Source organism: Bradyrhizobium sp. 87 (assembly GCF_023073015.1).
GTDB lineage: Bacteria > Pseudomonadota > Alphaproteobacteria > Rhizobiales > Xanthobacteraceae > Bradyrhizobium > Bradyrhizobium canariense_D.
Genome location: NZ_JADPIQ010000148.1, coordinates 356,127 through 377,361 on the forward strand (window position 1 = coordinate 356,127; position 21,235 = coordinate 377,361).

The window sequence follows — 21,235 nt, forward strand, 5'->3', positions numbered from 1 at the left end:
TCCCCTTACATCGTCGCGCCCAGCACCCAGGGCGCGAACTCGGCGCCGCCGAAATCAAAACTCTCGCTCTTGGTGGGCTGGCCCGACGCGGTCTTGAGGATGAGATCGAAAATGCGCTGGCCGCATTGCTGGACGCTCTCCTCGCCTTCGAGGATGGTGCCGCAATTGACGTCCATGTCCTCTTCCATGCGCTTGTACATGGGCGTGTTGGTGGCGAGCTTGATCGAGGGCGCCGGCTTGCAGCCGAACACGCTGCCACGGCCCGTGGTGAAGCAGACCAGATTGGCGCCGCCGGCGACCTGCCCGGTCGCGGCGACCGGATCGTAGCCGGGGGTGTCCATGAACACGAAACCCTTCTTGGTGATGGGTTCGGCGTAGCGCAGCACCTCGACGAGGTTGGTTGTGCCGGCCTTCGCCATCGCGCCGAGCGACTTCTCCAGAATGGTGGTGAGGCCGCCGGCCTTGTTGCCCGGGCTGGGATTGGCGTTCATCTCGGCGCCTTCGCGCGTCGTGTATTCGTCCCACCAGCGCATGAGATCGACCAGCTTCTCGCCGACCTCGCGGCTGACGGCGCGGCGCGTGAGCAAATGTTCGGCGCCATAGGTCTCCGGCGTCTCCGACAGGATCACGGTGCCGCCGTGACGTACGATGAGATCGCTGGCCGCACCCAGCGCCGGATTGGCGGAAACACCGGAATAGCCGTCCGAACCGCCGCATTGCAGCGCCACGGTCAATTCGCTCACCGGAACGGACTCGCGCTTGACCTTGTTGGACTCCGCGAGTGCCTCGCGCACGAAGGCAATTCCGGCTTCCACCGTCTTGCGGGTGCCGCCGACCTCCTGGATGTCCATCGCACGCAGACGTCCCGCGAGCTTCTGCTCCTCCATCAGGCCGCCGATCTGGTTCACCTCGCAGCCGAGGCCGAGCACGATCACATGAGAGAAGTTCACGTGCCGTGCATAACCACCGAGCGTGCGGCGGAGCAGCGCTAAGGGCTCGTTCTGCGTCATGCCGCAGCCGGTCTTGTGGGTCAGCGCGACCACGCCGTCGACATTGGGGAAGTCGGCCAGCGGATTGTCGCCGGTGAACGGATTCTTCTTGAAGACGTCGGCGACGAGGCTTGCGACATGCGCGCTGCAATTCACCGAGGTGAGGATGCCGATGTAGTTGCGCGTGGCGACGCGGCCGTCCGGACGGCGGATGCCTTCGAAACTCGCCGGCAGATCGAAATTCGGCGTCGGCTTGACGTCGACGCAATAGGCATAGTCCTTGGCGAAATCGCCCATGCCGCAGTTCTGCACGTGCACGTGCTGGCCCGGCGCGATCGGCACCGTCGCAAAGCCGATGATCTGGCCGTAGCGTATCACCGGCTCGCCCAATGCGATCGGCTTGATCGCGACCTTGTGGCCGGAAGGAATGCGCTCGACCGTCGTCACGCCGTCGGCCACCAATGTTCCCGGCGGCAAGCTCGCGCGCGCGATCAGCACGCCATCATCGGGATGCAGGCGAATGACGGGGCTGATGGTCATGGGAGGTCTCCTTCAGACGAATAGTGAGTAGCGAGTGGCGAATGGAAAAGGGGAGCAGCTCATTCGCTACTCCCCATCGCCATTCGCGAGTTCTCAGGCCTTGCCACCGGAATCCTTCCGGGTGGCGTTGACCTGCATCTTGGCGTAGGTCGTCATCAGGCCGACCTCGTTCGAGAGCGTCACCAGCTTGAAGCCCATGTTGATGGCGCGCGCGGCACCTTCGGCGCCGCTGCAATGGATGCCCGGATTGAGGCCGCGCTTGCCGCACTCCTTGATGATCTTCTCGTAGATCGCAAGGATCTCGGGCTCGGTGCGATCGAGCTTCGGTTCGAGGCCGTAGGAGAAGCCGAGGTCGGACGGGCCGATATAGACGCCGTCGATGCCTTCGACGTCGAAGATCGCTTCCATGTTCTCGACCGCGGTTTTGGTCTCCATCATCGGCAGCAGCACGATGTCGTCGTTGGCCGTCTTCTGGTAGGAGCCCGCGGTGCCGTACATGCCGGCGCGGATCGGGCCGTTGGAGCGGACGCCCTTCGGCGGGTACTTGGCATAGGAGACGAGGTTCCTGGCTTCCTGCGGCGTGTTGACCATCGGGCAGATCACGCCATAGGCGCCGCCATCGAGCACCTTGCCGATGATGCCGGGCTCGTTCCAGGGCACGCGGACCATCGGCGTGATCGGATGCTTGTCCATCGCCTGGAAGCACTGCACCATCGACAGATAATCCTGCACGCCGTGCTGCATGTCGACGGTGACGCTGTCGAAGCCGCATTGCGCGATCATCTCGGCCGAGAAGCCGGAGGGAATCGCGAGCCACGCGTTGACCACGGCCTTGCCCGACTTCCAGATTTCCTTGACCTTGTTCGCCACGTTGCCTTCCTTCTTTGTTTTGGACCTTCGTCACCATGACGAGCGCCGCGACAGCACGATGCCGTTATTAGCGCGAACCCGACCGCCGCGCTACGCTCGCGATGACGCAAGCTGTCACTGGCAAAGGCGGCGCAATCCGTCCCGGCGCGCCGATTTTTGCGCATCGGCTGCGGGGCACTTTGAGCGAAAAAATGCGGCGATGTCCATGATTGTTGCCGCGCGCTCGCGCATATCTGCTTTCACTCCTCGGCACTTGCCTCCTCGCCCGCGCCGAGCCCTGCGAGACTTTGTTCGAGCTCGCTGAGCATCTCCTGCAATTCGACGAGCTTGCGTGCGCCAAAGCGGCGCGTGATCTCGGCATAAATCGCTTCGGAGGACGGCGCGACGGAAGCCATCAGCTTCACGCCCTTTTCCGAGATCGAGACCATGCTGCGGCGCTGGTCCGCCTTGGCGGTCTTGCGCTCGATCAGATTGCGCGCCTCGAGATCACGCAGGATGCGCGACAGGCTCGGGCCGAGCAGGAACGCGGTGCGCGCGAGTTCCGTGACCTCGACCGTGTCGATCGCCGCGAGCGCGCGCAGGATGCGCCATTGCTGCTCGGTCAGGCCATGCGTGCGCAGCGAGGGACGGAATTGCCGCATCACCGCCTCGCGTGCCCGCAGCAACGACATCGGCAGCGAACGCGAGAAGTCGCGCATCGGCACCTGCCGCACGGCGGGCTCACTTCCGTTCGCAGGATCAGCCGGTCTCTTCGTCATGACGCCCTTTCAAGCCGCGAAACGTTTGCAGTGCAGCAAGCCAATTTGCGATTGACGCATTCACTTAACATGTTAAGTATCTTCCGGCACGACGATTTGTAAGATTACACATGGCGCTTTCAAACGACGATATCCGAGCTTGCGCGAACCGTCTGCACCACGCGGAAAAGACCCGTACGCAGATCCGGCAGCTCTCGCAGGACTTTCCCGACATCAGCATCGCTGACGCCTACGCGATTCAGAAGGCCTGGGTCGACGTCAAGGTCGCCGAGGGGCGCATCGTCCGGGGACACAAGATCGGCCTGACCTCGAAGGCGATGCAGAGCGCGCTTGGCATCAACGAGCCGGATTCCGGCGTATTGCTCGACGACATGTTCTTCGCCGATGGTGGCCTCGTCCCGACGGAGCGCTTCATCGCGACGCGCGTGGAAGCCGAGCTCGCCTTCGTCATGAGCAAGCGCCTCGCGGGCCCCGACTGCACACTGTTCGACGTGCTCAACGCCACCGACTTCGTGGTGCCGGCGCTGGAGATTCTGGACACGCGGATCGAGCGCGTCGATCCCCAGACCAAGGCGACCCGAAAGATCTTCGACACCATTGCCGACAACGCGGCCAATGCCGGCATCGTGCTCGGCGGACGGCCGATCCGCCCGCTGGACGCGGACCTGCGCTGGATCGGCGCGCTCTGTTTCAAGAACGGCCAGCTGGAAGAGACCGGCCTTGCCGCCGGCGTGCTCAATCATCCCGCGACTGCAGTCGCCTGGCTCGCCAACAAGATCGCACCGCTCGGCCTTGCGCTTGAGCCCGGGCAAATCGTGCTCGCCGGCTCTTTCATCCGTCCGATCGAGACCCGCAAGGGCGACACAATTCAAGCCGATTATGGCGCCTACGGCTCGGTGAGCTGCTACTTCGCTTAGACGACCAAAAAGACAGGGAGTGAAACCGCGATGCCGCATTTCACGATCGAATATTCGGCCAATCTCGACGACCGCCTCGACATCGGCGCGGCGTGCGAGGTGGTGCGCAAGGCTGCGGTCGAGACCGGCATCTTCCCGCTCGGCGGCATCCGCGTCCGCGCTGTCAAATGCGAGCATTATGCGATTGCGGACGCGCGGCAGGACTACGGCTTTCTCGACATGGTGCTGCGCATCGGCGAAGGCCGCGATCTGCCAACCCGCAAGAAAGCCGGCGAACAAATCTTCCATGCGCTCTCCCGCCATCTTGATCCCGTCTTCGCAAGCTCGAAATTCGCGCTCTCGTTCGACATGCAGATCAACGACAAGGATACGAGCTGGAAGCGCAACAACATCCACGACGCCCTGAAAGCGGAGGCCGCCCATGGATAAGCCCACGCCGAAAACCGACGTATTCCAGGCCAATCGCGACCGCATCGCACCGCTGCTGAAGACGCTGCGTGCCGACGGTATCGGCCACATGATCGACGGCAAGATCGTGCCGTCGATCTCCGGCGAGACGTTCGAGACGAAATCGCCGGTCGACGGCGCGACGCTGGCGAGCGTCGCCCGCGGCAATGCCGAGGATGTCGATCGCGCCGCCACCGCTGCCGCGCTGGCCTTCAAGTCCTGGCGCGACATGGGACCGGCGATGCGGAAGAAGCTGCTGCATCGGGTCGCCGACGCCATCGAGGACAATGCCGAGGACATCGCGGTGCTCGAATGCATCGACACCGGCCAGGCCTATCGCTTCATGGCCAAGGCCGCGATCCGCGCCGCCGAGAATTTCCGCTTCTTTGCCGATCGATGCGGCGAGGCGCGCGACGGCCAGAACACACCGAGCGACGAGCATTGGAACGTCTCGACGCGCGTGCCGATCGGCCCGGTCGGCGTGATCACGCCGTGGAATACGCCGTTCATGCTCTCGACCTGGAAGATCGCCCCTGCCCTCGCGGCCGGCTGCACCGTCGTGCACAAGCCGGCGGAGTGGTCGCCGGTCACGGCGGCCATTCTTGCGAAGCTCGTCAAGGAAGCCGGCGTGCCCGACGGCGTGCTCAATACCGTACATGGCTTTGGCGAAGAGGCCGGCAAGGCATTGACCGAGCATCCCGCCATCAAGGCGATCGGCTTCGTCGGCGAAAGTTCGACGGGCTCGGCGATCATGGTTCAGGGCGCGCCGACCTTGAAGCGCGTGCATTTCGAACTCGGCGGCAAGAACCCGGTGATCGTGTTCGACGACGCCGATCTCGACCGCGCGCTCGATGCGGTCGTGTTCATGATCTACTCGCTCAACGGCGAGCGCTGCACGTCGTCGAGCCGCTTGCTGATCCAGGCCGGCATCGCCGAAAAATTCGTCGAAAAGCTGACCGCACGGGTGAAAGCGCTGAAGGTCGGCCATCCCCTCGATCCCGCCACCGAGATCGGGCCGCTGATCCACGAACGTCATCTCGCGAAGGTCTGCTCCTATTTCGACGTCGCACGCCAGGACGGCGCGACGATTGCCGTCGGCGGCAAGGCCTATGATGGCCCGGGCGGCGGATATTATGTCGAGCCGACCCTGGTGACCGGCGCACACGGCAAGATGCGCGTGGCGCAGGAAGAGGTGTTCGGCCCCTTCCTCACCGTGCTGCCCTTCAAGGACGAAGCAGACGCGATCGAGATCGCCAACGACATCCGCTACGGCCTGACCGGCTATGTCTGGACCAACGATGTCGGCCGCGCGTTGCGTGTCGCGGATGCGCTGGAAGCCGGCATGATCTGGCTGAACTCGGAAAACGTCCGCCATCTGCCGACGCCGTTCGGCGGCATGAAGGCCTCCGGCATCGGCCGCGACGGCGGCGATTACTCGTTCGATTTCTACATGGAAACCAAGCACGTCTCGCTGGCGCGGGGCACGCATAAGATTCAGAAGCTGGGAATCTAACGCCCGCGGTTCCTCGGCGCGCGGAGCGCCAACGAGGAATGGCTGGGTCTAGAGAGGGGAAACGCAATGCCCGTACCGCAACATATCTTCGAGCCGCCGTTCAACATCATCCGCTCCAGCCACGCCGTGCTGGACGTCACCGACCTGAAGCTCAGCCGCGAGTTCTATGAAAGCGTTGTCGGCCTGCATGTCGAGGACGCCGACGACAAGGTCGTCTACTTGCGCGCCGCCGAGGAGCATCAGCATCACTCGCTGGTGTTGCGCAAGGCGGCCGCGCCTGCCTGCAACCGCCTCGGCTTCAAGGTCGGCAACGACGGGGATCTGGACAAGGCTGCGAAGTTCCTGTCCGAGAACGGCCTTGGCTACGCCTTCGTCGATCAGCCGTTCCAGGGCCGCACGCTGCAGTTCACCGATCCGTTCGGCTTCCAGATCGAGCTATATGCGTCGATGGACCGGCGGCCGCATCTGCTGCGCCGCTACGATCTCTACAGGGGCTGCCATCCGCAGCGGCTCGACCATTTCAACGTGTTCGCCGCCGAGGTGCAGGACACCGTCGAATTCTACGCCCGGCTCGGCTTTCGCCTCACCGAATACGCGGAGGAGGACGGACCGAACGGGCGCATCGCCGCCGCCTGGATGCATCGCAAGGGCAATGTCCACGACTTTGCCATCACCAACGGCAAGGGCCCGCGGCTGCACCACTTCGCGTACTGGACGCCGACGGCGATGAACATCATCCATCTCTGCGATGTCATGGCCTCGCAGGGCTTCGTGAAGAACATCGAGCGGGGCCCCGGCCGCCACGGCATCTCGAATGCGTTCTTCCTTTATGTTCGCGACCCCGATGGCCACCGGCTGGAGCTCTACACCAGCGACTATTTCACCGGCGATCACGACCACGAGCCGCTGCGCTGGTCGCTGCGCGATCCGCGCCGCCAGACATTGTGGGGCGCGCCGGCCCCGCGCTCGTGGTTCGAGCAGGGCTCGCCGTTCGCCGGGCAAGCCGTGCGCGAGCCGAAGTTCGTGGCCGACGTGCTGGTGGCGGATTAAGCAATGAATCTCCCTCGCCTCGCCACCTATTCCGTCAACGGCGCCGTCAGCTACGGCGCCGTCGTCGACGGCGGCATTGTCGATCTCTCCGCGCGCCACGCCAAGGATTATCCGACGCTGCGCGAGGTGATCGCGGCAGGACAGCTCGCGAGCCTCGCCGAAGAGGCTGCCGGCCGCACGCCCGATCATACACTCGGCGACATCATCTGGCTGCCGCCGGTGCCCGCGCCGGAAAAGATCATCTGCATCGGCGTCAACTACCCCGACCGCAATGCCGAGTACAAGGACGGCCAGGACGCGCCGAAATATCCGAGCATGTTCATGCGCTCGCCGCGCTCCTTCGTCGGCCACGACACGCCGCTGGTGCGCCCGCGCGCCTCCGCGCAGCTCGACTATGAAGGCGAGATCGTGCTGGTGATCGGCAAGCAAGGCCGACACATTCCGGAAAGTTCTGCGCTCGATCACATCGCCGCGCTGACGCTCTGCAACGAAGGCTCGGTGCGCGACTGGCTGCGCCATGCCAAGTTCAACGTCACGCAGGGCAAGAACTTCGATTCCAGCGGCAGCCTTGGCCCGTGGCTGGTGCCCTACACGCAGGAATCGCAGATTGCCGACATCCGCCTCACCACGCATGTCAATGGCGAGCTGCGCCAGGACGACCGCACCAGCCGATTGATGTTCCCGTTCCGCTATCTCATCAGCTATATCTCGACCTTCGCGACGCTCGTTCCCGGCGATATCATCGTCACGGGCACGCCGACCGGCGCCGGGGCACGGTTCGATCCGCCGCGCTACTTGAAGCCTGGCGATGTCGTCGAGGTCGAAGCCGAGGGCATCGGAACCTTACGCAACGGCGTCGTCGACGAAGCCTGAACACCGATTGAAATGGAATAGTGCCATGACCACCCTCACCGGCGGCGAAGCAATCGTAAGCGGCCTCGTCGCCCACGGCGTCGACACCGTGTTCGGCCTGCCCGGCGCGCAGGTCTACGGCCTGTTCGACGCCTTCCACCAGGCGCAGCTCAAGGTGATCGGCGCGCGGCACGAGCAGGCCTGCGGCTACATGGCGTTCGGCTATGCGCGCTCCAGCGGCAGGCCCGGCGTGTTCAGCGTGGTGCCCGGCCCCGGCGTGCTCAACGCTAGCGCCGCGCTGCTCACCGCGTTCGGCTGCAACGAGCCGGTGCTATGCGTCACCGGCCAGGTGCCGATGCAGTTTCTGGGCAAGGGCCGCGGCCATCTGCATGAGATGCCGGACCAGCTCGCGACCTTACGCACCTATGTGAAATGGGCGGACCGGATCGAATATCCCGGCAACGCGCCGACCACCGTCGCGCGCGCCTTCCAGGAGATGACGTCCGGACGGCGTGGCCCCGCTTCGGTCGAGATGCCCTGGGACGTCTTCACACAACGCGCGGACACGGCTGCAGCACAGGTGCTGGAACCTTTGCCGGCGCCGCAGCCCGACCCTGATATGATCAAGCAGGCGGCCGCGCTGATCAAGAACAGCAAGGCGCCGATGATCTTCGTCGGTAGCGGCGCAATCGAAGCGCGCGAGGAGATTCTCGAACTCGCCGAGATGATCGACGCGCCTGTCGTCGCCTTCCGCAGCGGCCGCGGCATCGTCTCCAATGCGCATGAGCTCGGCCTGACCATGGCGGCGGCCTACAAGGTGTGGCCGACGACCGATTTGATGATCGCGATCGGCACGCGCGCCGAACTGCCAGCATCGGGCTTCCGCTGGCCGTATCAGCCGAAGGGACTGAAATCCATTCGTGTCGATATCGATCCGGCCGAGATGCGCCGGCTCGCCTCCGATGTCGCTATCGTCGCCGATGCCAAAGCCGGCACCGCCGATCTGGTCGCAGCCGTGAAGAAGGCCGGCTATGCCAGGACCAGCGGCCGGCGGGGAGCGATCCGCGAGGCCACTGCGACAGCGCACGCCGAGATCCAGCGCATTCAGCCGCAGATGGCGTATCTCAACATCCTGCGCGAGGTGCTGCCGGCGAACGCGATCGTGACGGATGAATTGTCCCAGTTCGGTTTCGCCTCCTGGTACGGCTTTCCGATCTACGAGCCCCGCACCTTCATCACATCCGGCTATCAGGGGACGCTCGGCTCGGGCTTCCCGACCGCGCTCGGTGCCAAGGTCGCCAATCCCGACAAGCCGGTGGTGGCGATCACCGGCGACGGCGGCTTCATGTTCGGCGTGCAGGAGCTCGCCACCGCCGTCCAGTTCAACATCGGCGTGGTGACGCTGGTGTTCAACAACAACGCCTACGGCAATGTCCGCCGCGACCAGCGCGAACGCTTCGACGGCCGGGTGGTGGCCTCGGATCTGGTCAACCCGGATTTCGTCAAGCTCGCGGAGTCCTTTGGCGTCGCATCCGCGCGCGTCACTGCACCGGACCAGTTCAAGGCGGCGATGGAGAAGGCGCTCGCCCATGGCGGGCCGTATCTGATCTCGGTCGAAGTGACGCGGGATTCGGAAGTCAGCCCGTGGGCGTTCATCCACCCGCCGAAGCCTTGATCCTCACCGCGTCCTGCGGAAAGTCAAGTTCACCCGCTTGCGCCCGAGCAGCGCATGTTCGCCGTCGGCGAGCGGCGCGACGCCGTGATAGGCGAGCCTGCTGGGCCCGCCCCAGACCACGACGTCGCCATGGATCAGGCGGAAGCGGCGCGGCTTGTCGCTGCGTGCCAGGCCGCCGAACAGGAACGTCGCAGGCAGCCCGAGCGAGACCGAGACGATCGGCGCCGAATAATCCAGCTCGTCCTTGTCCTGATGCAATGACAGCCGCGTGCCGGGCTCGTAGCGGTTGACGAGGCACGCGTCGGGCGCGAAGCCGGCAAAGCCGCCCTGCTCCGCGGCGCGCAACGCCAGATCGCGGAGCACCGGCGGCATCGCCGGCCACGGCGCCCCGGTCCGCGGATCGATGGGATCATAGCGATAGCCGGTATGATCGGTGATCCAGCCGCGCTCGCCGCAATTGGTCATGGCGACCGACATCAGATGCCCGCCGGGCGTGGTCATGCGCCGGAACGGCGACTGCGCCACCATGGCGCGCACGGCTTCGATCAGCTCGCTCTCGATCGGCTTGACGAAGCCGCGCAACAGCACGGCGCCGTCGGCGATCTCCTCGCGCGACGGCTGGGCTTCGGCGACATTGTCGAACAAATCCGCCATCAGCGGCAGCGTTTATTTCGCATCGTGAAAGATCACACCTAGTGTGTGGCGCTGGCCGGAGCGAATCCGGCTGACACCATGGCGGAGATTAACGCGGTAGGTGCCGCGTGTCCCCTGCACCGGGCGGTGATGCACAGCGAAGGCCACGGCGTCGCCCTGCGCGAGTGGAACCACTTCGGCGCGGGACTGCATGCGCGGGCGCTGCTCGGTCAGTACGAACTCGCCGCCGGTGAAATCGCGGCCCGGTTCGGACAAGAGGATCGCCACCTGCAACGGGAACACGTGCTCGCCATAGAGGTCCTGATGCAGGCAGTTGAAATCGCCCGCCTCGTATTGAAGCAGCAGCGGCGTCGGCCGCGCCTGACCTGCCTCGTGGCAGCGCTTTAGGAACGCGGCGTGTTCGGCGGGATAGCGGATGTCGATCCCCATCGCCTCGTTCCAGCGATTGGCGACGTCCTGGAGATGCGCGTAGAGCGCCGGGCGCAACTGCGCGATCAGGTCAGGCAGCGGATAGGAGAAATATTTGTACTCGCCGCGGCCAAAGCCGTGGCGGCCCATGACGATGCGGCTGCGAAAGTTGGCGTCGTTGGGATAGAGCGCGGCGACGGCGCGGCATTGCTCCGGCGTGAGCAGGCTCTTCAGGAGCGCGCAGCCCTGGGTGTCGAGTTCGGCGGTGATCTGGGACCAGTCGAGGGCATCGACGCGGGCGGCGGGGTCCGTGGCTGGCTTATGAGGCGATTTGCGTGCTGTTGCTGTCATGGCTCTGACCTTCGCAAGACCGCCCCGTCCTCTACCACCCGATTTCCGTCTCTCTCCCCGTCATTGCGAGCGGAGCGAAGCAATCCAGAATCCCTCCGCGGAACCAGTCTGGATTGCTTCGTCGCAAGAGCTCCTCGCAATGACGGCGGAAAAGCTTCGCTCGCAATGAGGTGGGGAGGGAGCTAGCCCCTCACCGGCAGCGTCACCACATCATAGCCATGCTTGATCGTCCGCTTCAGCACGGGGTCTTCGAGCTCGAATTCGAACCGGTCGGCGGGGCGGATGCCACCCTTGGCGGCAAAGGTGCCGCCGAACATGGCGCAGCCGTCGGGGAATTTTCCACCCTCAAAGCCACGCGCGATGAGGTCGCCAACGGGCAGCATCGCGTCCAGCGTGCCCTCCTGGTAGAGCACGCGCTCGCCCTTGATGGTGGCCCAGGAGCGCAGGATCATCCTGTCCCAATGGCCGATGACGTCCTCGAGTTCCCACAGCGTCGAGGCGATCGGCTTGTCGCACATCTGCTTGGAGACCGTGACGCTGTAGGCCTCGACCTTGCGGTCGGTGTGGTCGGAGCCGCAGCCAACGAAGATGCGGCCCTGCCAGCCGATCAGCACGAACTCGACCTCGCCGGAGGAATCGCCGCCGGTGCACTCGATGCTGTCTTCCTGCGTCAGCCGTCGCGCCGAGGCGCGATAATAGATCGGCGTCGAGGCCGGCGGGGCGATGCCCATCTCCTGCAGCTCGGCAATGTGCTTGTCGCGTGCGACCGGATCACGGCCGGTCCAGCCGGCGATGACCATCTGGTCGATCGCCAGCGTCAGCGGCGTGGTGGTGTCCTGGGCGTCAACGGTGAAAGTCAGGTCAAACACGAATTACGACCTCCATGCCGGCAGCAAGCTCGAAGATACGGCGGTCCGATCCGCCCGCGCCCGCCAGCATCAGGCCGACGGGAATCTCGCCCTCGCGATGCGCCGGCAGCGAGATGGCGCAGCCGTCGATCATGTTGATCAGGGTGCAGTTGCGGAGCGCCCGCAGGTTTTCCCTGGTGAACGCCTTATCGTCGGCAAGGTCCGAAATTTTCGGCGGCGTGTTGGCGGTGGTCGGCAGCACCAGCGCGTCATAGGGCGCGATGCGCGCATTGACGCGGGCGATCAGCGAGCGGCGCTCATGGAGAAGATCGATGTAGTCCGCTGCGCTCTGCGCCTCACCACGCATGATGCGCACGGAGACTCGGGGATCGTAGACGTCGCCCTTGGACGTGAGGAGGTAGCGGTGCCAGGCATAGCTTTCGGAAGCCGCAAAGCCGCCCTTGGCGTTCATCGGCCCGATGTCGTGGAATTCGGCCATCTCGACGCGCTCGATGATCGCACCGTGATCGGCAAGGCTTTTGAGCGCACGCTCGAATGTCGCGGCCACAGCCGCGTCGAGGTCGTCGAGCGCGATTGTGGTCGGGACCGCCAGCCGCATGCCCTTGACCGGGCGAGGCTTCAGCGGAACGGTGGGCTCGTTCGCGAGCACGGCATCGAGAATGGCACAGCAACTGACCGATCGTGCCAGCGGCCCGATGCTGTCGAGCGAGAACGACAGCGGCACGGCCCCATCGAGCGGCACGCGCCGCTGCGTCGGCTTGTAGCCGACGATGCCGTTATAGGCCGCCGGAATCCGGCAGGAGCCGCCGGTGTCGGTGCCGAGCGCGCCGTGCGCCATGCCGTCGAGCACGGACACCGCGGCGCCCGAGGACGAACCGCCGGGCACGTGGCCCTCGGCCCGGTTCCAGGCGCCCTTTGGCGTGCCGTAGTGCGGATTGATGCCGATGCCGGAATAGGCGAACTCGGTCATGTTGGTGCGCCCGATCACGACGAAGCCGGCCTTGCGCAGCCGCGCCACCGTGGGGGCATCCTGCTCGGCCGGCGAGGAATCGTCGAGCGCGCGGGAGCCGGCGCGCGTCACCTGGCCCTTGATGTCGAAGAGATCCTTGATCGAGACCGGGATACCGGCATAGCGCGACGGCGCCGCCTTCACCTTGCGCAAGCCGTCCATCGCATCCGCCGCCCCAAGCGCGGCGTCCTTGTCGACATGGATGAAGGCACGCTGCCCCTCGCCGGCCGGATCGGCGATTTTGGCGATGCAAGCCTCGACCAGCTTGCGGGAGGTGGTGCGGCCGCTTTCGAGGTCTTCGGCGAGCTTCGTCAGTGTCGAAAAATCGGGCATGTCTGTCTCACGGAATATTTGCGCGCAATGTATAGCGCTGCCTCACTTCGACACAAGCATTGTGCGCATGATGGCATGCATGCGCATTGCTGGACCGTTGACGCGCCATGGTCGATTGTCGCATCAAGATCGCAACAGCCGGGCTAAGCTTGGCCTTGGGAGGACCTGCCGAAATGGCCGAACCGCAGCGCGCGCGACCGAAACCGACGCCGGAGACCCGGCATTTCTGGGACGGCACCAAGGCGGGCGAGTTGCGCCTGCAGCGCTGCGACGCCTGCGCGTATGTCTATTTCCCGCCGCGCCCGTTCTGCCCGTCCTGCGCCTCGCGCAAGGTCAGCATCTTCAAGGCGAGCGGCAAGGGCTTCCTCTATAGCTACGTGATCAACCATCGTCCCGCCGCGCCCGGCTTCACGCCGCCTTACGCGATCGCCGTGGTTGAACTTGCCGAGGGACCGCGGATGATGGGCAACATCATCGACTGCCCGCAGACGCCGGAGGCGCTCGAGCTCGACATGAAGCTCGAGGTCGCCTTCGAGGCACTCGACGACAAGATCACCCTCCCCGTATTCCGTCCGGCGAAGGGATAGACCATGCGCAGCAACCAGGTTGCCGTCGTCGGCGCGGCCGAGACCACCCAACTCGGTGTCATCCCCAACGTGTCGCAGCTCCAGCTTCACGCGGACGCGGCGCTCAATGCCATTGCCGATGCCGGGCTGAAGCTGTCGGACATCGACGGCTTCGCCACCGCGGTCGAGACGCCGCAGCAGGTCTGCCACTATCTCGGCATTAGGCCTACCTGGGTGGACGGCACCTCGGTCGGCGGCTGCTCCTTCATGCTGCACGTCCGCCATGCCGCCGCGGCGATCGAGGCTGGCCTGTGCAAGACCGTGCTGATCACCCATGCCGAGAGCGGCAAGTCGATGATCGGCAAGGCGCCGCGCTCGATTCCCGCCGACAGCCTGCAAGGCCAGTTCGAGGCGCCGTTCGGCGTCTACGGCCCGCCCAGCATGTTCCCAATTCCCGTGCTGCGCTTCATGAAGACCTACGGCATCACGCACGAACAGCTCGCCTCGGTCGCAGTGGTGCAGCGGGAATGGGCGGCGAAGAATCCGCGCGCGATGATGAAGGATCCCATCACGGTCGCAGACGTCCTCAACTCGCGCATGATCGCCTATCCGTTCCGCCTGCTGCAATGCTGCCTCGTCACCGACGGCGGCGGCGCGCTGATCCTGACCTCGGCAGACCGTGCCAAGGATTTTCCGCGCAAGCCGGTCTACATCATGGGCACCGGCGAGAGCGTGGAGACGCCGATGGTCAGCCAGATGGAGACCTTCAACTCCTCACGCGCGTTCAAGACCGCCGGTCCTCTCGCTTTCAAGGAGGCCGGCATCGCACACAAAGACGTCGACCATCTCATGATCTACGACGCGTTTGCGCATCTGCCGCTGTTCGGCCTCGGCGATCTCGGCTTTATGCCGCATGAGGAGACCGGCAAGTTCATCGCCGACGGCAACACGCGCCCGGGCGGCAAGCTGCCGCTCAACACCAATGGCGGCGGCTTGAGCTACATGCATTCCGGCATGTACGGCATGTACGCGCTTCAGGAGAGCGTCCGACAGATGCGCGGCATTGCGCCGGCACAGGTCGCCAACGCGAAGATTTCGGTGTGCCACGGCGTCGGCGGCATGTTCGCCGCGTCGGGCACGATCGTGTTTACGAACGAGAGGTAATCCACATGACGAAATCACTGCAAGACAAGGTCATCATCGTCACCGGCGCAGGCCGCGGCATCGGGCGGGAGATCGCGCTGCTCTGCGCTGGCGAAGGCGCCAAGGTCGTCGTCAACGATCCCGGCGTCGCCGCCGACGGCGCCGGCACGAGCGCCGCACCCGCCGAGGAAGTGGTCGAGGAGATCAAGAAGCGCGGCGGCACCGCCCTCGCCAATTTCGAGTCGGTGGCCGAAGCCATCCCCGCCAGCAAGATCGTCAAGACCGCGACCGATCATTTCGGCCGGCTCGACGGCGTCGTCAACAATGCCGGCATCCTGCGCGACATGATCTTCCACAAGATGAGCGTGGATGCCTTCGAGGCCGTCATCAAGGTGCATTTGATGGGCTCGTTCTACGTCAGCCATGCCGCGGCGCGGATCTTCCGCGAACAGGAGAGCGGCTCCTTCGTGCATTTCACCTCGACCTCCGGCCTGATCGGCAACTTTGGCCAAGCCAACTACGCCGCCGCCAAGCTCGGCATCGTCGGCCTGTCGAAGTCGATTGCGCTGGACATGGGCCGCTTCAACGTCCGTTCCAACTGCGTCTCGCCATTCGCCTGGACCCGCATGATCGGCACCATCCCGACCGAGACCGAAGCCGAGAAGGCGCGCGTCGAGAAGATCAAGCAGATGGGGCCGGAGAAGATCGCGCCGGTCTGCGCCTATCTGCTCTCCGATGCCGCCAAGGATGTGTCCGGGCAGATCTTCGGCGCGCGTATGAACGAGCTCTTCCTGTTCAGCCAGAACCGCCCGCTGCGCTCGGTGCACCGGAGCGAAGGCTGGACGCCGCAATCGATCGCGGAACATGGCATGCCGGCGCTGAAGGGATCGTTCTACAAGCTCGACCGCTCGGCCGACATCTTCCCCTGGGATCCCGTGTAAGGAGTCCTGTCGAGCCGCATTTCCGGCATTCCTGCCCTGCGATCTCCAGTTGTCTGAGTCCGGAGACCGCACCGTTTTACGCCCGATTGCTGGCGGATGGTTTCCTCCCAACACAACTTTGGGAGGAAACCATGACAAGAATACTGACCGACTCCGACGACACGACTGCAAGCAGAGGCCTCGCCCGCCGCACGCTGCTCAAGGGCGCCGCGACCATCGCCGCGTCTGCCCTGCTCGCCCCGAACGCCGACGCTCGTGACTTCGGCGCCAATGCCGAGCCGCAGCGCTATCCCGATCCTGATATCCTCGCCATTGATCCCAAGCGCTTCAAGGCCAAGGTCGGCAACACCGCAATCAAGCGGCTCTATACCGGCTGCCTGTGGGCGGAAGGGCCGGCGTGGAATGCGCAAGGGCAATATCTCGTCTGGAGCGACATCCCCGCCAACCGGCAGCTGCGCTACCTCGACGACGACGGCCACATCTCCGAGCAATTCCACAAGCCGTCGAACGAAGCCAACGGCAACTCGTTCGACACCGAGGGGCGCCAGCTCAGCGCCGAGCGCACCCGGCTCGTCCGCTACGAGCACGACGGTTCGGTGACGACGCTGGCAGAGCAAGCGGGTGGCAAGCCGCTCAACGGGCCGAACGACATGGTGGTGCATCCCAACGACAAGGCGATCTGGTTCACCGATCCCGGCTATGGCGCGATCAGCATCTACGAGGGCAAGCTTGCCAATACCGGCTCACTGCAGCCGTATCAGAAGGAAGCGGTTTATCGCATTGATCCGCAGAGCGGTCAGGTCGCGAAGGTGGCCGACGAGCCGTTCAAGCCGAACGGCATCGCTTTCAGTCACGACTACAAGAAGCTTTATGTCTGCGACACCGGCATCACGCATTATCCCGAAGCCAAAAACGTGGTGTGGTCGTACGACATCGATGGGGCGAAGCTGTCGAACCCGAAGAAGCTGATCGACATGACGCTCGACGGCAAGTCAGGCTTCCCCGACGGGTTGCGCGTCGACACCGAGGGCAATATCTGGGTCGGCGCCGGCTGGGTCGGTCCCGGCTACGACGGCGTGCAGGTGTTCGCGCCAAACGACGGCGCGCGCATCGGGCAGATCCTGTTGCCCGAGACCTGCGCCAATGTCTGCTTCGGCGGCAAGAAGCGCAACCGTCTGTTCATGACCGCGAGCCAGTCGCTCTATGCGGTGTATGTGGAGACGCAGGGCGCGCATTTCTGTTGAGGCTGTGCTCTCTCCACGCGTCATGGCCGGGCTTGTCCCGTCCATCCACGACTTAAGGGGCGGCGCTGAGAACGTGGATGCCCGGGACAAGCCCGGGCATGACGGCTGAGTGTGCAGCGGGCACGCGCCCTACCCCGTATTCCTCAGCCCCGCCGAAATCCCGTTGATCGTGAGCTGAATCCCGCGCAGCACCTGCTCGTCCGGGTTCTGCGCGCGGTGCTCCTTCAGCAGTTCGACCTGCACGTGGTTGAGCGGGTCGAGATAGGGAAAGCGGTGGCGCACCGAGCGTTCCAGCAGCGGGTTGCCTTGCAGCAGACGGTCCTGGCCCATGATGTCCAACAGCGTCTCGATGCAGGAATGCCATTCGCGGCGGATGCGGCCGAAGATTTTTTCGCGCAGCGCCTCGTCGGGCACGAGCTCGGCATAGCGCGAGGCGATCGCGATCGAGCTCTTGGCCAGCACCATGTCCATGTTCGACAGCAGCATGCGGAAGAACGGCCATTCCTTGTAGAGTTCTTTGAGAAACGGCATGCCTTTGTCGGGATGCTCCGCGATCCATTGCTCGACCGCGCTGCCAAAGCCGTACCAGCCCGGCAGCATCAGGCGGCATTGCGCCCAGGAGAACACCCAGGGGATGGCGCGAAGGTCCTCGATCGCGCGGGTCTTCTTGCGCGAGGCCGGACGGCTGCCGATGTTGAGCGTCGCGATCTCGTTGATGACGGTGGACGCCCAGAAATAATCGACGAAGCCGTCAGTCTCGTAGACGAGGCCGCGATAGGCCTTGAAGGCGAGACTTGAAAGCTCGTCCATCGCGGTCAGATATTCGGGCCGCGGCGCGCTCTGGCGCGGATGCAGCAGGCTCGCCTCCAGCGTCGCGGCGGCAAGGATCTCCAGATTGTTGCGGCCGACTTCGGCGTTGGAATATTTCGACGAGATGATCTCGCCCTGCTCGGTGATGCGGATCTGGCCGTTCACCGCGCCGCCCGGCTGGGCGATGATGGCATCGTAGCTCGGTCCGCCGCCGCGGCCGACCGAACCGCCGCGGCCATGGAATAATCGCAGCCGCACGCCATGGCGCTCGAACACGTCGACGAGGCCGATCTCGGCCTTGTACAGCTCCCAGCCCGAGGTGACGAAACCGCCATCTTTGTTGCTGTCGGAATAGCCCAGCATGACCTCCTGCACGCTGCCGCGGCTGTCGACCAGCCGGCGGTAATCATGCAGCGACAGCATGCGGTCCATGATGGTGGAAGACGCCTGCAAATCTTCGATGGTCTCGAACAGCGGCACGATGTTGACGGCACTACGCCCGGAGGGATGAACGAGGCCGACCTCCTTGAGCAGCACCGCGACCTCGAGCATGTCGGACATGCTCTTGCACATCGAGATGATGCATTGGGGGATGGCGTCCGAGCCGAACTTCGCATGCGCTTCTGCTGCGGCATGGAAGACGTTGAGCTCGCCCATGGTCTCGTCGCTGTACTTGACGAACGGCGACACCAGCGAGCGCGTCGAGCGCAGCTCGTTGGTGAGCAGGGAGATGCGCGCGTCCTCGCCGAGCGCGAGATAGGACATGCCGGGGTTGGCGGCATCCATCAGCTCGGCGATGGTGCGCTCGTGCACCGCCGAATTCTGGCGGATGTCGAGCCGGGCCAGATGGAAGCCGAAGCAGTCCACCGCGCGCCGCAGCAGCCGCAGCCGGCCCCGGGCGATGACGCGGGCATTGTTGGAGATCAGCGAGCGGTGCAGCACGTCAAGATCGGCCTGCAGCTCGCTGACGCTCGCGTAAGGCTTTCCCTTGCCGACCGGACGGCGTGTGATCTCGACCTGGAGCACCTCGGCCGTGGCGGTGAGGCGCGCATAGATGCCGGAGACCGCGAGGCGGTAAGGCTCGCCGCTCCGGTGCGGCGAGGTGTCGGGCGAGCGCTCCGCCAGCGTGCGCAACTCCTCGGACACGTCGGCGAGATGCGCTGCGATCGAGAGCTCGGAGCCGAGCACATGCAGCTCCTCGAGATAGAACTGCATCACCCGGCTCGACTGCAGCCGCAGCGTGCCACGCATCACGTCGGCGGTAACGAAGGGATTGCCGTCGCGGTCGCCGCCGATCCAACTCCCCATGCGCAGGAACGAGGCGAGTGCGCCGGCCGCCTGCTCGCCGCCCTCCTCCAGCCGGTCCTCCAGCGCGTTGATCAGCCGTGGCACCTCGCGCAGGAACGTGTAGTCATAAAATGACAGGCCGTTGGCGACCTCGTCGAGCACGGTCAGCTTGGTTCGCCGCAGCAGGTTGGTCTGCCACAGCGTCAGCACCTCGCGGCGAAGCTGCTCGTCGCTCGCCGCGAGTTCGTCCTCCGTCAGCACAACCCGCTCGCGGCGGTCGAGCAGGGCTGCGACCTCCATCTCGCGGTCCATCGTGCTCTTGCGCCGCACCTCGGTCGGGTGCGCCGTCAGCACCGGACTGACGAGCGCGGTCTTGAAGAAGTTGCGCAAGGCCTCGGAGCCGATCCCTGCGGCCCGGGCCTTGGCCAGCGTCTCCGCCAGCTCCCCGGAGCCGCCACGGGTTCCGGCTTCCTTGGCGGCACTGCGGGCCCGCATCTGGCGGATGTTGTTCTGATCCTCCGCGATGTTGGCGAGGTGGGAGAAATAGCTGAAGGCGCGGACGATCCGCACCGTCTCGGAGGTCGACATGCTGTCGAGGATCTGCTCGAGCTCGCGGCGGGCGAGCCGGTCCTCATCGCGATGGAATCGGATCGAGGTCTGCCGGATGCGCTCGACCAGGTCGAACAACTCGGCGCCCTCCTGGTCGCGCACCGTGTCGCCGAGGATGCGCCCGAGCAGGCGGATGTCATCCCGCAGCCGCGCATCTGCCTCCAGCGCCTGGACGTCCTCGGGGCGGTTGGGGCGTTGGTCGGCGGTGTCGGACGATATGGTCTGGAGGGACATGGCTCGCTCCGCTGTTCGAGCTCGCTTGGCTGCCCGGCTCAGCCGAGTGTGCAAGTTTTTTGCCGCAGCGCAAGATGAAGTTGGGGGCGGCGCGGCAACATCACCTATCATGGGAGAAATGCGCCTTGCCGACGGACGCGCGCACACGTCCGCGGTCTCGCGGCGCGGGGCCCGAGTTTTGCTGTCGTTTCGCCCTCATCGATAAAAAAGGGCGCAGGGAAGGCCGGGCGCCGGCTGGCACCCAGGGTCCGCACACGCGAAAAACCACGCGGGGGTAACCACAGGTGATGCCGGAACATCCCGGCCTTCCCTGCGCAATGGTTTTACGGCTTATGGCGCGCTCTCCCCGGGCAGCGATGCACTATTGCCCCCGTCGCCTCGCAGATGATCGATGCGCCCACCCGGTCGGGCCGCACATCACCGCAAGCCTTCACGCACAGACCCCGGGCGTCAGGACCACACGCTTTTGCCGTCCGCGGACGTCCCTCCCCGGACATCCGGAAGCTCGCGCGTGCTCGCCACCGAAGCCGAAAAGAACCGCTGTGACCGCGCCGGGTCGTTCGCGCGGATCGCGATGACTCACAGGCGTAGCCCGCCCTGCCATCTCGTCACGCGCCGGCGCTGCCGCGTCCATCGCATCCCGGCTCACGTATCGTGACGATCGCGAAACGCCCTTTTTAGCGGGCCGCAATAGTTTGCGGTTTACCCGAAGGAGCGAATTCGGTCAATCAGAATATTGGAGAACCGATCGATTGACCTGCATGTGGCGGGTTTTGCCCGTCGGGCAACGCGAGGGATTGTGGGTCGGAAGCATTGAGCGGCCACCCGACTCCAATCTCGGGACAATAGTGACGCTTACCAGTGGTGATGGTGCCGCCAGCCATAGTGATGGCCTCGGCCTCTGCCCCAGCCGTAATGATGACCACGGCCGCCGCGATGACCCCACCCGTGGCCACCGCCATGTCCGTGGCCGCCCTTGACCTCGATGGTGTCAGTCTGAGACGCGCCCAGTGTGTCCGGCTTGGCAACGGGCATCGCCGAAGCAGAAGGTGTGGGTGTCAAAGCAACGGCCCCCGCCACAAAGCCCACCAAGCAAAGCCACTTCATGCAATCGCCTCCCGATAAGAATGAACCAAGGGCCAGCCGCGGCACATTGCGCCCGCGTT

18 protein-coding genes are annotated in these 21,235 nt (G+C 64.9%); 10 read left to right on the forward strand and 8 right to left on the reverse strand.

Features of this window, described 5'->3' with window-relative positions:
* Positions 1-5 precede the first annotated feature (5 nt).
* The 3 genes from IVB50_RS40105 to hpaR all read right to left on the reverse strand — a co-directional run bounded on the left by IVB50_RS40105 (position 6) and on the right by hpaR (position 3,157).
* Complete coding sequence (locus tag IVB50_RS40105) at positions 6-1,529, reverse strand: altronate dehydratase family protein (protein WP_018456946.1); 1,524 nt, start codon at positions 1,527-1,529, stop codon at positions 6-8.
* A 93-nt stretch (positions 1,530-1,622) separates the two neighbouring features.
* Positions 1,623-2,399: an aldolase/citrate lyase family protein gene (locus IVB50_RS40110; protein WP_018456947.1), complete on the reverse strand. Its 777-nt coding sequence runs from the start codon at positions 2,397-2,399 to the stop codon at positions 1,623-1,625.
* Positions 2,400-2,638: 239 nt separating this feature from the next.
* Positions 2,639-3,157 carry a homoprotocatechuate degradation operon regulator HpaR gene (gene hpaR / locus IVB50_RS40115; protein ID WP_018456948.1) on the reverse strand — a complete coding sequence of 173 codons (519 nt, stop codon included), beginning with the start codon at positions 3,155-3,157 and terminating at the stop codon, positions 2,639-2,641.
* 110 nt (positions 3,158-3,267) lie between these two features.
* On the opposite strand from hpaR, the gene hpaH reads away from it, so the two are divergent.
* The 6 genes from hpaH to IVB50_RS40145 all read left to right on the forward strand — a co-directional run bounded on the left by hpaH (position 3,268) and on the right by IVB50_RS40145 (position 9,611).
* Complete coding sequence (gene hpaH, locus IVB50_RS40120; RefSeq protein ID WP_018456949.1) at positions 3,268-4,074, forward strand: 2-oxo-hept-4-ene-1,7-dioate hydratase; 807 nt, start codon at positions 3,268-3,270, stop codon at positions 4,072-4,074.
* Positions 4,075-4,104: 30 nt separating this feature from the next.
* Positions 4,105-4,503, forward strand: coding sequence for a 5-carboxymethyl-2-hydroxymuconate Delta-isomerase (locus IVB50_RS40125; RefSeq protein WP_018456950.1), 399 nt, complete (start codon positions 4,105-4,107; stop codon positions 4,501-4,503).
* Positions 4,496-6,034: a 5-carboxymethyl-2-hydroxymuconate semialdehyde dehydrogenase gene (gene hpaE, locus IVB50_RS40130; protein WP_085352200.1), complete on the forward strand. Its 1,539-nt coding sequence runs from the start codon at positions 4,496-4,498 to the stop codon at positions 6,032-6,034. Before IVB50_RS40125 ends, hpaE begins: the two co-directional genes overlap by 8 nt.
* Positions 6,035-6,100: 66 nt before the next feature.
* Positions 6,101-7,084 carry a 3,4-dihydroxyphenylacetate 2,3-dioxygenase gene (gene hpaD, locus IVB50_RS40135; protein WP_018456952.1) on the forward strand — a complete coding sequence of 328 codons (984 nt, stop codon included), beginning with the start codon at positions 6,101-6,103 and terminating at the stop codon, positions 7,082-7,084.
* A gap of 3 nt (positions 7,085-7,087) precedes the next feature.
* Positions 7,088-7,957 (forward strand): fumarylacetoacetate hydrolase family protein, encoded by an 870-nt coding sequence (locus IVB50_RS40140; protein ID WP_018456953.1) that lies wholly within the window; start codon positions 7,088-7,090, stop codon positions 7,955-7,957.
* 25 nt (positions 7,958-7,982) lie between these two features.
* The gene (locus tag IVB50_RS40145) at positions 7,983-9,611 is read left to right on the forward strand and encodes a thiamine pyrophosphate-dependent enzyme (protein WP_018456954.1); all 1,629 of its coding nucleotides are present in this window, start codon (positions 7,983-7,985) and stop codon (positions 9,609-9,611) included.
* 3 nt (positions 9,612-9,614) lie between these two features.
* Here the strand turns inward: IVB50_RS40145 and alkB are convergent, their stop codons facing one another.
* The 4 genes from alkB to IVB50_RS40165 all read right to left on the reverse strand — a co-directional run bounded on the left by alkB (position 9,615) and on the right by IVB50_RS40165 (position 13,235).
* The gene (gene alkB, locus IVB50_RS40150) at positions 9,615-10,268 is read right to left on the reverse strand and encodes a DNA oxidative demethylase AlkB (protein ID WP_247300318.1); all 654 of its coding nucleotides are present in this window, start codon (positions 10,266-10,268) and stop codon (positions 9,615-9,617) included.
* Between the two features lie 9 nt (positions 10,269-10,277).
* Complete coding sequence (locus IVB50_RS40155; protein WP_247300205.1) at positions 10,278-11,024, reverse strand: 2OG-Fe(II) oxygenase; 747 nt, start codon at positions 11,022-11,024, stop codon at positions 10,278-10,280.
* A 182-nt stretch (positions 11,025-11,206) separates the two neighbouring features.
* On the reverse strand, positions 11,207-11,893 hold the full coding sequence (locus IVB50_RS40160) for a DUF2848 domain-containing protein (protein WP_247300207.1): 687 nt from the start codon (positions 11,891-11,893) through the stop codon (positions 11,207-11,209).
* Positions 11,886-13,235 (reverse strand): amidase, encoded by a 1,350-nt coding sequence (locus IVB50_RS40165; RefSeq protein WP_247300209.1) that lies wholly within the window; start codon positions 13,233-13,235, stop codon positions 11,886-11,888. The genes IVB50_RS40160 and IVB50_RS40165 overlap by 8 nt, the downstream gene beginning before the upstream one ends.
* 173 nt (positions 13,236-13,408) lie before the next feature.
* Here IVB50_RS40165 and IVB50_RS40170 point away from each other — a divergent pair, with 173 nt between their 5' ends.
* The 4 genes from IVB50_RS40170 (at position 13,409) to IVB50_RS40185 (ending at position 17,129) form a co-directional block, all read left to right on the forward strand.
* On the forward strand, positions 13,409-13,822 hold the full coding sequence (locus tag IVB50_RS40170; protein WP_247300211.1) for an OB-fold domain-containing protein: 414 nt from the start codon (positions 13,409-13,411) through the stop codon (positions 13,820-13,822).
* Positions 13,823-13,825: 3 nt separating this feature from the next.
* Positions 13,826-14,965 (forward strand): thiolase, encoded by a 1,140-nt coding sequence (locus IVB50_RS40175; protein ID WP_247300213.1) that lies wholly within the window; start codon positions 13,826-13,828, stop codon positions 14,963-14,965.
* 5 nt (positions 14,966-14,970) lie between these two features.
* The gene (locus IVB50_RS40180; RefSeq protein WP_247300215.1) at positions 14,971-15,885 is read left to right on the forward strand and encodes an SDR family oxidoreductase; all 915 of its coding nucleotides are present in this window, start codon (positions 14,971-14,973) and stop codon (positions 15,883-15,885) included.
* A gap of 131 nt (positions 15,886-16,016) precedes the next feature.
* Positions 16,017-17,129 (forward strand): SMP-30/gluconolactonase/LRE family protein, encoded by a 1,113-nt coding sequence (locus IVB50_RS40185; RefSeq protein WP_247300217.1) that lies wholly within the window; start codon positions 16,017-16,019, stop codon positions 17,127-17,129.
* A gap of 129 nt (positions 17,130-17,258) precedes the next feature.
* Here IVB50_RS40185 and ppc read toward each other — a convergent pair whose 3' ends face one another.
* Positions 17,259-20,069 carry a phosphoenolpyruvate carboxylase gene (gene ppc / locus IVB50_RS40190; RefSeq protein ID WP_247300219.1) on the reverse strand — a complete coding sequence of 937 codons (2,811 nt, stop codon included), beginning with the start codon at positions 20,067-20,069 and terminating at the stop codon, positions 17,259-17,261.
* Positions 20,070-21,235: the final 1,166 nt, after the last annotated feature.